This is a genomic window from Methylobacterium sp. CCH5-D2 (assembly GCF_001556475.1).
GTDB lineage: Bacteria > Pseudomonadota > Alphaproteobacteria > Rhizobiales > Beijerinckiaceae > Methylobacterium > Methylobacterium hispanicum.
In genome coordinates, this window is record NZ_LSIX01001121.1 from 1 (window position 1) to 12,769 (window position 12,769).

A 12,769-nucleotide genomic window follows, 5' to 3' on the forward strand; every position below is an offset into this window, starting at 1 on the left:
TCTACGTCTCCAACGCACCCTACACCGAGCTCCAGAAGGTCCTCGGCGTCTTCTCAAGCGTCACGGGACCCGTCGCATCCGCGGCCGCGATCTACGCCTACGGCAAGTGAGGATCCGCATCCCTGTGGACGCCGCGTAACCCTCCTCGCATTCCCTCCTTGCCTTCGGGCCACGCTTCGTCGTTTCCTGCGGCGAGGCTCAAGGCCCGAGCCCGACCCGCATCGGGCGCCTTCGTGACGTCCGATGATCGGGAGCCGATTTCGTGGGCGCGGAAACGGTTCTAGAAGGGCCCCGATGAAGATCGGACGCGTCGCTCTCGGCCCCGGATTCCCGCGCGGGGCGAACCCCCTGCACCGGCTCGCTCCCGCCCGGCCCGGCCGTGCGGGCCTCCGCGCGCGTCTGCTCGCCCTCACCCTCGCCGTCTCCACCCTGCCGGCCGTTGCCCAGAACCGGACGACGAACGGTGCACCGGACGCGGTGACGATCGGTGTGGCCGTGCCGCGCTCGGGCGCCTACGTCGCGGTGGGCGAGCAGGTGCTGCGCGGCATCGAGGCGGCCGCGCGCGACGCCAACGCCCGGGGCGGTCTCGACGGGCGGCAGATCGTGCTCGACGTGCAGGACGATGCCTGCGACTCGAACACCGCGGTCGCGGTCGCCAACCACTTCGTCCGGCAGGAGGTCCGCCTCGTCGTCGGGCATGTCTGCTCGAACGCCTCGATCGCGGCCTCGGAGGTCTACGCCCAGAACGGCGCGCTGATGATCACCGCGGCCTCCGTCGCCGCCCGGCTCACCGACCGCGGCTTCCCGACGATCTTCCGGGTCTGCGGGCGCGACGACGACCAGGCCCGGCTCTCGGCCGCGGTGCTGGCCGAGCGTTTTCGCGATCGCAAGATCGCCCTGATCCAAGATACGACGCCGGCCTCGCGCAACCTCGCGGCGGCGACGAAGGACAACCTCAACCGCATCGGCACCAACGAGGCGCTCTCGGTCGCCTTCTCGCCGAGTGACGCCGACGACGCGGCGCTCGCCGACCGGCTGAAGGGAGCCGGGATCGAGGTGGTCTATTACGGCGGCGACGCCGTCGAGATGGGCCGACTCGTGAAGATCTCGGCCGAGCGGGGCTTCAGGCCGCAATGGTTCGGCACCTCGGCGATCGCCACGTCCGACTTCGCCAAGATCGCCGGCGCCGCCAGCAACGGCGTGCTGATGACCTTCTACCTCGACCCGAGCCGGCAGCCGGCCGCCGCCGAGGTTGTGAAGGCCTTCCGGGCCGAGGGCGGCGACCCGACCGGCTCGACGGTCTACGGCTACGCCGCCCTCCAGGCCCTGGTGGCGGCCGGCAACTTCGCGCACACGACCGATCCGAGGCGGCTCTCGGCGACGCTCCACGCCGAGCGGTTCGACCTCGTCCTCGGCACGGTCGGCTTCGACGCCAAGGGCGACGTCACGGCGCAGGGCTACGTGCTCTACGTCTGGAAGGACGGCGCCTTCACGCCCGCCGGGAAGTAGTCGCGTCAGAGTGCCAGCGCCGCGTCGATCTCCGGCCCGCGCCCGTGCTCGCGCAGCAGCTCCGCGAGGTGCGGGCGCACCCGCAGCTGCAGGGCGTGCAGGCGCCGCACGGCGGCGGTTAGCGCGCCGCCGCGCCCGAGAAGGTCGTCGGCGAAGCCTGTCATCCGGGTGTTCGGCCAAGCGGGCTCGCGCAGCGCGTGGAGCCGCGCCACCAGATCGTCGGCGCTCGCTTCGGGCTCCGCGCCCGCGAACAGGATCAGCAGAGCGGCCGTCGAGCGCGACAGCCCGTAATGGCAGTGCACGAGCAGGTGTCCGTCCGCTCCGTCGAGCCCGCGCCCGAACTCGAGGATCGCCTCGACGTCCCGGCGCTCGGGCGGCACCAGCCCGGCGCCCGGACCGAGGCAGTCGTGGAAGTGCAGCGTAGTGCGCCGATGCGCCCCGTAATCGGCGAAGGCCGTGGGCTCGGGCGTTCCCGGATCGAGCAGCGACAGGACGTGGCTGACCCCGCGCGTGCCGTGCTCGGCCAGCTCCTGCAGGCCGCAGACGGTGTGCAGGGTGATGGCGGCAACGGCGGGCGGTCTGTCGGTCTGGCTCATGGCTCGGGAGCTAGCACGGGCCCCGCCCGGTTTCGAGCGGTAGCTTCGAGTCCTGGCTTCGCCGTGCTAGGGGCGCGCCGTCGCGCGGATTCGGGCCTCGCGCGGGGATCGGATCGCGCCCCCGGCCCGTTCTGCTGCGGACGGACGATCGAGGTGCCATGACGACGAGCAGCAGCCCGACCCTGAAGAGACGCGCGCTCCTGGCGGCGGGGCTCGGCGCGGCGGGTCTCGGCGCCTCCGCGCGGGAGGCGGGCGCGCAGGCGATGCCGGAACTGCGCTGGCGCCTCTCCTCGGCCTACGCCAAGAACCTCGACATCCTGTTCGGCGCGGCCGAGACGCTCGGCCGGCTCGTCGGCGAGGCGACGGACGGGCGCTTCCAGATCCAGGCGGCGGGCCCCGGCGAGCCGGTGCCGCCCGAGGGCCTGATCGACGCGGTCGCCGCCGGCACGGTCGAGATGGGGCACGGCCCGGCCTCTCTGGGCGCGGGCAAGGACCCGGTCTTCGCGCTCGCCACCGCCATACCCTTCGGCCTCAACGCGCGGGGTCAGAACGCGTGGTGGAACGCGGGCGGGGCCGCGGACCTGTTCGGCGAGGTCTTCGCCAAGTACGGCCTCGTGGCGCTGCCCGGCGGCAATACGGGCGCGCAGATGGGCGGCTGGTTCCGCAAGGAGGTGAAGGGACTCGCCGACCTGCAGGGCCTGAAGTTCCGCATCGGCGGCCTGGGCGGACAGGTGCTGACGAAGTTCGGCGTGGTGCCGCAGCAGATCGCGGGGCCGGAGATCTACGCGGCGCTGGAGGCCAAGCGGATCGACGCCGCCGAGTGGATCGGCCCCTACGACGACGAGCGCCTCGGCCTGCAGAAGGTCGCGCCGATCTACCACTATCCGGGCTTCTGGGAGGGCGGCGCGATGCTCCACTTCTGGATCAACGCCGAGCGCTGGAAGAGCCTGCCGAAGACCTACCGGGCGATCCTGCAGGGGGCGGCCGCCCAGGTCGGCGCCGAGGTTCAGGCGCGCTACGACGCGCGCAACCCGCAGGCCCTGCGCCGCCTCGTCGCCGGCGGCGCGCAATTGCGCCCCTTCCCGCAGGACGTGATGGAGGCGGCGCTCAAGAACGCCAACGACGTCTACGGCGAGATGGCGGCCAAGAACGCGGATTTCCGCCGCGTCTACGAGGCGATGAAGACCTTCCGCAACGAGGCCTATCTCTGGTTCCAGGTGGCGGAATACACCTACGACAACTTCATGATCCGCGCCCGCGCCCGCGGCTGACGCGGCTGGGCATGGCCCAAGAAAAAAGGCCACTCCCGAGGGAGCGGCCCGAAGTCTAGGGAGGAAACGCCCAAAGAGGGCTGCGGGAGCGCGACGCCATCGCGATCCCGCGATGCACAATCTGCTCCCGCGTCGGCTGACTTTCAAGGGCATTGGGGCAGGAGCACTGTCGTTCATCGTGCGGTGCAACACATCGCGCGCGCCTGTGTCCCAAATGTCGCATGCCAGGGCGCGGTCGCGGTCGCGGGCGCTGCGCCGCCCTAGCTCTCGACCGAGGTTCGGCGGGAGTTTGCACGATGGCGATCCAGGGGCAGCGTGTCCGGGTGCTCAACGACGTCGAGCCCCGGCCCGAGGGCGCCTACGTCCTCTACCTGCTCCAGCAGGCCAACCGCGCCCACCACAACCCGGCCCTGGAACTCGCCATCGAGGAGGCGAACCGGCTCGGGCTGCCGGTGGTCGCCTGCTTCGGCCTGCTCGATGGGGCGAGCGGCTTTCCCGAGGCCAATGCCCGGCACTACGCCTTCCTGCTCCAGGGCTTGGCCGACGCGGCCGCGGGGCTGGAGCGGCGCGGGGTCGGCTTCGTCATGCGCAAGGCCTCCCCGGCCGCGGTCGCGATCGACCTCGCCCGCGAAGCCGCCCTGCTGGTCCTCGACCGCGGCTACCTCGCGATCCAGAGGGGCTGGTACGCCGAGATCGCGGAGGGCGTCGAGACCCGCATCGTGCAGGTCGAGGGCGACGTGGTGGTGCCGGTCGAGACGGCCTCCCCCAAGCACGAGCACGCGGCCCGCACGCTTCGGCCCAAGCTCCACCGGGTCTGGGACCAGTTCCTGGAGCCTCTCACCGCGCGCCGGGTGAAGCACCGTGCGGACGGGCTGAAGCTCCGCTCCGAGATCGACATCTCGGATCCCGACGCGGTGCTCGCCGGCATGACCCTCGACCGCTCCGTGCCGCCGGTGCAGCGCTTCCGCGGCGGCGAGACCGAGGCGCGGCGTCGCCTCAAGGCCTTCCTCTCCGAGGCCTTCGCTGGCTACGGGGCCGGGCGAAACCGGCCGGAGGCCGGCGCGGCCTCGCACATGAGCCCCTACCTGCATTTCGGCCAGATCTCGCCCGTCGAGATCGCGCTGGCCGTCCGGGGGGCGAAGGACGGCGATGCCGACGACCGCGCCTCGTACCTCGAGGAGGTGATCGTCCGCCGCGAACTCGCGATGAATCACGTCCACTACACCGCGCGCTACGATGCCTACGCGCAGGCCGTGCCCGAATGGGCCCGCAAGACCCTGGCCGAGCACGCCGACGACCCGCGCCCGCATCTCTACGACGAGAAGGATCTCGCCGCGGGCCGCACCCACGACCGCTACTGGAACGCCGCGCAGGCCGAGATGCGCGAGACCGGCTACATGCACAACCACCTGCGCATGTACTGGGGCAAGAAGATCCTCGAATGGTCCCCCTCCCCCGAGGAGGGCTTCGCCCGGACGCTCAGGCTCAACAACCGCTACTTCCTCGACGGGCGCGACGCGAACTCCTTCACCAACGTCGCCTGGGTCTACGGTCTGCACGACCGCCCCTGGGCGAAGCGCAAGGTCTTCGGCACCGTGCGCTACCAGAGCGAGAACTCGCTGCGGAAGTTCGACGCCAAGGCTTATCTGCGCACGGTCGCCGATCTCTGCGCCGCGGAGGGCCGGCCGCAGGACTTCTGAGGGCGGGGCCGGCCTTCTCCGCGACGGTTTCCGGTCCGACGCGACGCGGACCCATCCGGCGCTCCCCCCTTCCCGGCGGACGAGGGGAGGTCGCGTAGGGCCAAGCCTGCGCGTGCCGTCGTGGAGAGATCCGTCGGAGCCCCGGGCGCGGCACGGATCCCCTCGCCCGCACGGTAGCGGGAGCGCGGCGCGGTTCGTGCCCGATCCGATCCTCAGGAATGGCGCTTCAAACTATGCGTCTCGCCGAGGGGCCCGAAGTCGCGGATCCCGTCCTCCGACGGGGATCCTACGTCCGCCGCCGTGCCCGCGCTCGCCGCCGCCCCTCGGCCCTTGACGCCTGAGACGCTCCGGCTATCAGATATAGCATAAGCTATATCTGATAGCCGGAGCGGTGCGATGCGCGTGGGTATGGGGCAAGGCTCGGTTCTCGGAAAGGTGGCGCGCGGCCTCGCCCCCGTCCTGTCCTGCCTTCTCGCGGGCGCCCTGCCCGCCCCCGCCCAGGATCGGCCGACCGCCCGGGAGAACGCGGCACCCGCGGGCCTCGACAGCGAGCACCTGTTCGGCTTCGTCGAGGGCTCCGACATCGGCGTGCCGGGCGAGGTGGAGTTCGAGTTCGAGGCCACCGGGCGGTCCGGACGGGGCGGCGGCCGCTTCCGCGCGGTCGATGGCGGGCTTGTCCTGAAGATCCCGCTCGACGCCTCCTTCCGGATCGCGCCCGGCATCGGCTTCCACCGCTTCGCCGCCGCAGGCGTGCCGGGCCTCGCCGACCGCGGCACCGGCGGGCTGAGCGGCGCCTTCTTGGAGACGCGCCTGCGCCTCATCGACCGGCGGGAAGGCCCGTTCGGCCTCACCCTCAACGTCGTGCCGAGCGTCGGCCGGGTCGATACCGGTTCGGGGCTGCCGGCCGAGAGCTACGGGCTCGACGCCGCGCTGCTCGCCGATTGGGAGATCGTGCCGGGCAGCCTCGTGGCCGCCGTCAATCTCGGGTTCTCGCTCGCCGCGGCCCGGCTCGACGGCAGCGGCGAGCGCCTGCGCGGCTCCGGCCTCGAACTCGCGGGGGCGCTTGCCTACGAGGCCGGTCCCGGCCTGTTCGTCGGCGCCGAGGCCCGCTACGCGCAGGCCTTCGAGGGTCTGGGGCTCGACCGGTTCAGCGGACGGGCGGTCTATCTCGGACCCACCCTCTACGCCACGCTGACCCCGCAGGCCTGGGCCTCCTTCACCTGGAGCTTCCAGGTGGCGGGTTCCGCGGAGGGCGCCCCGCGCCCGCTAGACCTCACGAATTTCGACCGGCACCAGACCCGGCTGCGCTTCGGCCTGAGTTTCTGAGGCTTATCCCCGCCGCCGAGGCGTGGCCGGGCTGGCGGGTGCTCCGCGCCGGCCTATCGTGACCGGGGCCACTGGACCGAGGACATGCCGCGCCTGCGCTACCGATCCGCCCTGTCGCGCCTGCGCCGGGCCTCCGCCGACGCCTTCCCGATCTGGCGCGGACGGCTGATGTTCCTGCTCGGCGGCATCGGCGTCGGGCTTGCCGCGGTGCTCATGGCCAAGCTCGCCGACGGGGCGCAGGTGCTGTTCCGGCGGATCGCCGCGCCCTCCCCGCTGATCGCGCTCCTCCTGACGCCCGCCGGCTTCGCGCTCGCGGCGCTGCTCGCCCGCACCGTGTTCCCGAATTCGCAGGGCTCCGGCATCCCCCAGGTGATCGCCGCGCGCCACACCCGCGACCCGGGCCTGCGCCACGCCCTGATCTCGCTGCGGGTGGCGGCGGGCAAGATCGCCGTGATGAGCCTTGGCCTGCTCTGCGGCGCCTCCGCCGGCCGCGAGGGCCCGACCGTGCAGGTGGGCGCCGCGATCATGGCCGCCTTCGGCCGGCTGACGCCCGAGCGCTTGCCCGGCGTGATCCTGGCGGGCGGCGCGGCCGGTGTCGCGGCGGCCTTCAACACGCCGCTCGCCGGCATCGTCTTCGGCATCGAGGAGCTTGGACGGGCCTACGAGGCCCGCTCCTCGGGGCTCATCGTCGCCGGCATCGTCGCGGCGGGCCTCACCGCGCTCTGGCTCACCGGCAACTACACCTATTTCGGCACCGCACGCGCCGAACTGCCGTCCGGACAGGCTTGGCTCGTGGTCGCGGTCCTGGGTGCCCTCGGCGGGCTGGCGGGCGGCCTGTTCAGCCGCCTCGTCATCGCCTTCGCGCGGGGCCTGCCCGGCCGGGCCGGGCGCTGGATCGCCCGCCATCCGGTCGCCTTCGCGGGCCTCTGCGGCCTCGGCGTGGCCCTGTGCGGGCTCGCCTCGGGCGGGGTGGTCTACGGGACCGGTTACGAGGAGGCCCGCGCGATCCTGCATGGGGAGAGCGCGGCGCATCCCGACTTCGCCCCCCTGAAGTTCCTGGCGACCGTGCTCTCCTCGGTCAGCGGCATCCCGGGCGGCCTGTTCGCGCCCTCGCTCGCGGTCGGCGCCGGGATGGGGGGCGCGCTGCACGGTCTGTTCGCGGACGTGCCCGTCGGCGCCCTCGTGCTGATCGGGATGGTGGCCTACCTGACGGGCGTCCTGCAGGCGCCGATCACCAGCTTCGTCATCGTCACCGAGATGACCCAGGACCACGCCATGATGATCCCCCTGATGCTGGCGGCGCTGCTGGCGGACGCGGCCTCGAAGGCGGTCTGCCGCGGCGGCCTCTACCACACCCTGGCGGAGATCATCCTGGAGAAGGCGGAGGCCAGCGGGCCCGGCATGTCGCCGCCCGGCATATCGCGGCCCGGTTCCTGAGGCCCTCGGGGCCCTGCCCCCCGCGCCACGAGACTTCCGGGTCCATGAAGGCGGTGCCCGACCCTGGGGTCGGGCACCGCCTCGAAGTCGCGGCCTCGGGCCGACGGCAGGCGCTATGATCGGGACGGTGCGCGTGACGTCCTGCCCGCGGGCAGCCCCCCGTTTGTTCGAATGGTTTCAGGAGGTCGGGGAACCATAGCCAGCGCGGGCACTTCGCCGTAGCCTCGCGCGTTCCGTCCTGGCACATTGGCCGGGGCTGTTGCAGGCGCGCGACAGATGCGCCGGCCCCGCCGGGAGGCTTGAGTTCAGCCGTGACCACCCTGTACGTGAGCCACCCGTCCGCCCTCGACCACATCGTGCCCGAGGGCCATCCCGAGCGGCCGAGCCGGATCCGCGCCGTCGAGCGCGTGCTGGAGAACGAGCGCTTCGCCGGCCTCGTGCGGGTGCAGGCGCCCCGGGCCGAGCCTTCGGTCGCCGCGCTCGCCCATCCGGAAGCCTACGTCGAGGCGATCGTCGCCGCCGCGCCGAAGGAGGGGATGGTCGCGATCGACGGCGACACGGTGATGTCGCCCGGCACCCTGGAGTCGGTGCTCCGGGCCGTCGGCGGCGCCAACCACGCGGTCGACGCGGTGATGGCCAAGGAGTGCTCGAACGCCTTCGTGGCGATGCGCCCGCCCGGTCACCACGCCGAGCGCGAGCGGGCGATGGGCTTCTGCGTGTTCAACCAGGCGGCGATCGCGGCCCGCTACGCCCGCACGCATCACGGCGTCTCCCGCGTGGCGCTGGTCGATTGGGACGTGCACCACGGCAACGGCAGCCAGGACATCTTCTGGGACGACGGCACGGTGATGTACGCCTCGACGCACCAGATGCCGCTCTTCCCCGGCACGGGCGCGGCCTCCGAGCGGGGCGCGAAGGACACCATCGTCAACGTGCCGCTGCGGCCGAACGACGACGGCGCGGTGTTCCGCGAGGCCTTCGAGGCGATCGTGGCCCGGGTCGATGCCTTCCAGCCCGACCTGATCCTGGTCTCGGCGGGCTTCGACGCGCACCGGCTCGACCCGCTGGCGAACCTGCGCCTCGACGAGGCCGATTTCGGCTGGGCCACCCGGCGCCTCCTCGAACTCGCCGACCGCCACGCGGGCGGCCGCCTCGTCTCGATCCTGGAGGGCGGCTACAGCCTGGAGGGGCTCGGCAAGTCCGTCTACGAGCACGTGGACGCGCTGATGGGGCGGTGAGGTGAACCGTGACCGGCGTTGAAGCCGCCAGTCGCGAACCGTATCTCTTGCTATGGTGATCGTCTGGGACGAGCCGAAGCGGGTCGCCAACCTCGCCAAGCACGGCCTGGACTTTGCGACCTTCGAAGCGGGCTTCGATTTCGCCTCCGCGGTCGATCTAGGGGCGTCGAACAGCGCGCGGGGCAGGCCGCGCAAGCGGCTCGTCGGAGTTTTCGAGGGCAGGCTCGTCGTCGCGGCGATCCTGTCGCCCCTCGGATCGCAGGCTATCGCTCTGGTGAGCCTGCGGCCTGCGAGCCGTATCGAGAGGAGGCTCTATGCCGAAGCCAGACCTTGACCTGCCCCCTATCTCTGATGCCGAGGAGGCACGCATCCAGGCCGGGATCGCTGCCGATCCCGACAATCCTGAACTGACAGAGGCCGATTTCGCGCTGGCGCGACCTTTAGCCGAGACCCAGCCCGAGTTGCTGCGTAGGATCCTGCAGGCTCGGGAGCGAGCAGTCGCTCAGGAGAAGGTCAGCCTGAACATCGACCGGGACATCCTCGATCGGTTCCGCGCGACCGGCCTAGGATGGCAGGCGCGCCTGAACGCGGCGCTCCGACGCGCCGCCGAGGACCTGCCCGCGGCCTGAACTGGGCTCACCCCTCCAGCAGCTCGTCCCCGACCAGCTCGATGCCGAAGCCCGACAGGCCCACATAGGACCGCGAGGCGGTCGAGAGGTTGCGGATCGACACGACGCCGAGGTCGCGCAGGATCTGGGCGCCGAGGCCGACCTCGCGCCACTGGCGCACGCGCTGCGCCTCGGCGCCTTCCTCGGTCCCGCCCTCCGACACGCGCTGGAGCGGCACACCCGCTGTGCCGTCGCGCAGGTAGACCAGCACGCCGCGGCCCTCGCGGGCGAAGCGGGCCATCACCGCCTCGATCTGGCGGCCGCCCTCGATCACGTCGGCGACGACGTTCGAGCGGTGCAGACGCACCAGCATGTCGCGCCCGTCGCCGATCTCGCCGTGCACGAAGGCGAATTGCTGGATCGTCTCGAAGGGCGTGGTGTAGGCGTAGCCGGTCATCGGGCCGTGCTCGGTCCTGACCGGGAACTGGCCGACCCGCTCGACGAGCTTCTCGCGGGCCTGCCGGTAGGCGATCAGGTCCGCGACCGAGACTTGGCGGAGCTTGTGCGTCTCCGCGAAGGCCGTGATCTGCGGCCCCTTCATCACCGTGCCGTCGTCGTTGGCGAGCTCGCAGATCACGCCGACCGGCGGGAGCTTGGCGAGCCGGCAGAGATCGACCGCGGCCTCGGTGTGCCCTGAGCGCATCAGCACCCCGCCGTCGCGGGCGATCAAGGGGAAGACGTGGCCGGGGCGCACGAAATCGCCCGCGCCCATGTTGCCGTTGGCGAGCGCCCGGACCGTGTTGCAGCGCTGCTCGGCCGAGATGCCGGTGGTCAGCCCGTGCTTGACGTCGACCGTCACCGTGAAGGCGGTGCCGAGCGGCGCGTCGTTGGCCGCCACCATCGGGGCGAGGTGGAGGCGGCGCGCCTCCGCGAGCGTCACCGGCGCGCAGACGATGCCGCAGGTGTTGCGGATGATGAAGGCCATCTTCTCCGGCGTGCAGAGCGAGGCCGCGACGACGAGATCGCCCTCGTTCTCGCGGTCGTCGTCGTCGGTGACGACCACGATCTCGCCGCGGGCAAAGGCCTCGATGGCCTCGGTGACGGAGTGGTGGGGCACGGGACTTCTCGGGTTTCGTGCGGGCGATCGGCTCGGCCGAAGCTTCAGCCGACCTGCCCCCTGTGGCGCAGATAGTGGTCGGCGAGCACGCAGGCCATCATGGCCTCGGCCACCGGCACGGCGCGGATGCCGACGCAGGGGTCGTGGCGGCCCTTGGTGACGATCTCGGCGTCGCGGCCCTCGCGGGTGACGGTGCGGCGCGGCGTGAGGATCGAGGAGGTCGGCTTGACCGCGAAGCGGCAGACGATGGGCTGGCCCGTGGAGAGGCCGCCCAGGATCCCGCCCGCGTGGTTGGCGAGGAAGGCCGGGCCGGCGTTGCCCGCGCGCATCTCGTCGGCGTTGTCCTCGCCGCGGAGCGCCGCGCTCGCGAAGCCGTCGCCGATCTCGACGCCCTTGACGGCGTTGATCGACATCATGGCGGCGGCCAGATCCGCGTCGAGCTTGCCGTAGAGCGGCGCGCCGAGGCCCGGGGGCACGCCCTCGGCCACCACCTCGATCACCGCGCCGATGGATGACCCGTCCTTGCGGATGCCGTCGAGATAGGTCTCGTAGAGCTTGGCGGCTTGCGGATCGGGGCAGAAGAACGGGTTGCGGGCGACCTCCTCCCAGTCCCAGCGGGCGCGGTCGATCGCGTGCGGGCCCATCTGCACCAGGGCGGCGCGGATCGTGATCCCGGGGACGACCTTGCGGGCGATGGCGCCGGCGGCCACACGCGCGGCGGTCTCGCGCGCCGAGGAGCGCCCGCCGCCACGATAGTCGCGGATGCCGTACTTGGCCTCGTAGGTGTAGTCGGCGTGGCCCGGCCGGTAGCTGTCGCGGATCTCCGAATAATCCTTCGAGCGCTGGTCGGTGTTCTCGATCACCAGCGCGATCGGCGTGCCGGTGGTGAGCTGGCGCCCCCCCGTGCGATCGTCTCCGAAGACGCCCGAGAGGATCTTCACCGCGTCGGGCTCGCGCCGCTGCGTGGTGAAGCGCGACTGGCCGGGCTTGCGCCGGTCGAGCTCCGCCTGGATCTCGGCGGCCTCCAGCGGCAGGCCGGGCGGGCAACCGTCCACCACGCAGCCGAGCGCCACCCCGTGGCTCTCGCCGAAGGTGGTGACGCGGAACAGGTGGCCGAAGGTGTTGTGGGACATGGTGGCCGTGCTCTAGCGCGGCTTGGCGCGACCCACAAATCCGCCGACGACAGGGCCGACCCGCGCATCCGTCCGGACCGTGTCGCCGGACGCGGTGCGCGTTGTCCGCGACCGCCGTCTCTGGATTTCGCCGGCGCTCCGCGGCAGAGCGTCGGGCCGGGCGCTGAACCGGGTGAGCCGGCACGGTCCGACAGGGGGAGCTGACGCGATGGCGGTCCGGGACGTTCTGGCGGCGCTGCTCGTCGCCCTGCTGCTCGGCCTTGCCTTCGTGGCGATCAAGGTCGGCCTCGAGACCCTGCCGCCCCTGCTGCTCACGGCGCTCCGCTTCCTGTTCGCCGCGTTCCCGGCGGTCCTCTTCGTCCGGCCGCCCCGTGCACCGGCCCGCCTCGTGCTGGCCTTCGGCCTCTTCCACGGCGTCGCCCTGTTCGGGCTGATGTTCCTGGCCATCGCGCTCGGGATGCCGGCCGGCCTCTCCTCCCTGGTCGTCCAGGTCCAGGTGTTCTTCACGATCGGCCTCGCTTTCGCGCTCTTCCGCGAGCGGCCGGGCGGCCTGCAGGTCGTCGGCGGGGCGGTGGCCGCCTGCGGCGTCGCGATCATCGCGGCGTGGCAGGCGCAAAGCGCCGCCCTGCTGCCCCTCCTCATGGTCCTCGCCGCCGCCCTGGCCTGGGCGGCCGCGAACCTCGTCGTGAAGGCGGCCGGCGCCATCGACATGCTGGCCTTCATGGTCTGGGCGAGCCTTGCCGCGACGCCGCCGCTCCTTCTCCTGTCGCTGGTGTTCGAGGGGCCGGCGGCGGCGGCGCACGGGCTCGCGCGGGCCGATTGGCGCACGGGCGC

General features: G+C 72.2%; 12 protein-coding genes. 9 read left to right on the forward strand and 3 right to left on the reverse strand.

Going from position 1 to position 12,769, the window contains the following annotated elements; genetic code table 11:
- The first annotated feature begins 294 nt into the window (after window positions 1-294).
- A complete protein-coding gene (locus AX737_RS30345) occupies window positions 295-1,509 on the forward strand; it encodes a branched-chain amino acid ABC transporter substrate-binding protein (RefSeq protein WP_082773384.1) in 1,215 nt (404 codons plus the stop codon).
- Between the two features lie 5 nt (window positions 1,510-1,514).
- Here AX737_RS30345 and AX737_RS30350 read toward each other — a convergent pair whose 3' ends face one another.
- The gene (locus tag AX737_RS30350) at window positions 1,515-2,105 is read right to left on the reverse strand and encodes a protein-tyrosine-phosphatase (RefSeq protein ID WP_066927782.1); all 591 of its coding nucleotides are present in this window, start codon (window positions 2,103-2,105) and stop codon (window positions 1,515-1,517) included.
- 158 nt (window positions 2,106-2,263) lie between these two features.
- Between AX737_RS30350 and AX737_RS30355 the strand changes: the two genes are divergently transcribed.
- From AX737_RS30355 to AX737_RS30385, 7 genes are all read left to right on the forward strand, one after another.
- Window positions 2,264-3,376, forward strand: coding sequence for an ABC transporter substrate-binding protein (locus tag AX737_RS30355; RefSeq protein WP_066927784.1), 1,113 nt, complete (start codon window positions 2,264-2,266; stop codon window positions 3,374-3,376).
- A 296-nt stretch (window positions 3,377-3,672) separates the two neighbouring features.
- Window positions 3,673-5,076 (forward strand): deoxyribodipyrimidine photo-lyase, encoded by a 1,404-nt coding sequence (locus AX737_RS30360; protein ID WP_066927786.1) that lies wholly within the window; start codon window positions 3,673-3,675, stop codon window positions 5,074-5,076.
- Window positions 5,077-5,472: 396 nt separating this feature from the next.
- Window positions 5,473-6,402, forward strand: a complete 930-nt coding sequence (locus AX737_RS30365; protein ID WP_238232115.1) for a hypothetical protein — start codon at window positions 5,473-5,475, stop codon at window positions 6,400-6,402.
- Window positions 6,403-6,486: 84 nt separating this feature from the next.
- Window positions 6,487-7,839, forward strand: a complete 1,353-nt coding sequence (locus AX737_RS30370; protein WP_066927790.1) for a chloride channel protein — start codon at window positions 6,487-6,489, stop codon at window positions 7,837-7,839.
- Window positions 7,840-8,150: 311 nt separating this feature from the next.
- Window positions 8,151-9,077 (forward strand): histone deacetylase family protein, encoded by a 927-nt coding sequence (locus AX737_RS30375; protein WP_066927792.1) that lies wholly within the window; start codon window positions 8,151-8,153, stop codon window positions 9,075-9,077.
- Window positions 9,078-9,129: 52 nt separating this feature from the next.
- Window positions 9,130-9,411 (forward strand): BrnT family toxin, encoded by a 282-nt coding sequence (locus tag AX737_RS30380; protein ID WP_066927795.1) that lies wholly within the window; start codon window positions 9,130-9,132, stop codon window positions 9,409-9,411.
- Window positions 9,392-9,706 (forward strand): BrnA antitoxin family protein, encoded by a 315-nt coding sequence (locus tag AX737_RS30385; RefSeq protein WP_066927797.1) that lies wholly within the window; start codon window positions 9,392-9,394, stop codon window positions 9,704-9,706. Before AX737_RS30380 ends, AX737_RS30385 begins: the two co-directional genes overlap by 20 nt.
- A gap of 7 nt (window positions 9,707-9,713) precedes the next feature.
- Here the strand turns inward: AX737_RS30385 and ribB are convergent, their stop codons facing one another.
- Entirely contained in the window at window positions 9,714-10,802 is a 1,089-nt protein-coding gene (ribB, locus tag AX737_RS30390; protein ID WP_066927798.1) for a 3,4-dihydroxy-2-butanone-4-phosphate synthase, read from the reverse strand.
- A 44-nt stretch (window positions 10,803-10,846) separates the two neighbouring features.
- Window positions 10,847-11,935 carry a chorismate synthase gene (gene aroC / locus AX737_RS30395; RefSeq protein WP_066927800.1) on the reverse strand — a complete coding sequence of 363 codons (1,089 nt, stop codon included), beginning with the start codon at window positions 11,933-11,935 and terminating at the stop codon, window positions 10,847-10,849.
- Between the two features lie 208 nt (window positions 11,936-12,143).
- Here aroC and AX737_RS30400 point away from each other — a divergent pair.
- The coding region (locus AX737_RS30400; protein ID WP_066927802.1) for an EamA family transporter at window positions 12,144-12,769 on the forward strand (626 nt) is incomplete at its 3' end.

Excerpts from the sequence above, each read along its gene's own strand:
- AX737_RS30345 (WP_082773384.1), top strand. The coding sequence starts at position 295 with ATGAAGATCGGACGCGTCGCTCTCGGCCCCGGATTCCCGCGCGGGGCG.
- AX737_RS30350 (WP_066927782.1), bottom strand. The coding sequence starts at position 2,105 with ATGAGCCAGACCGACAGACCGCCCGCCGTTGCCGCCATCACCCTGCAC.
- AX737_RS30355 (WP_066927784.1), top strand. The coding sequence starts at position 2,264 with ATGACGACGAGCAGCAGCCCGACCCTGAAGAGACGCGCGCTCCTGGCG.
- AX737_RS30360 (WP_066927786.1), top strand. The coding sequence starts at position 3,673 with ATGGCGATCCAGGGGCAGCGTGTCCGGGTGCTCAACGACGTCGAGCCC.
- AX737_RS30365 (WP_238232115.1), top strand. The coding sequence starts at position 5,473 with ATGCGCGTGGGTATGGGGCAAGGCTCGGTTCTCGGAAAGGTGGCGCGC.
- AX737_RS30370 (WP_066927790.1), top strand. The coding sequence starts at position 6,487 with ATGCCGCGCCTGCGCTACCGATCCGCCCTGTCGCGCCTGCGCCGGGCC.
- AX737_RS30380 (WP_066927795.1), top strand. The coding sequence starts at position 9,130 with ATGGTGATCGTCTGGGACGAGCCGAAGCGGGTCGCCAACCTCGCCAAG.
- AX737_RS30385 (WP_066927797.1), top strand. The coding sequence starts at position 9,392 with ATGCCGAAGCCAGACCTTGACCTGCCCCCTATCTCTGATGCCGAGGAG.
- aroC (WP_066927800.1), bottom strand. The coding sequence starts at position 11,935 with ATGTCCCACAACACCTTCGGCCACCTGTTCCGCGTCACCACCTTCGGC.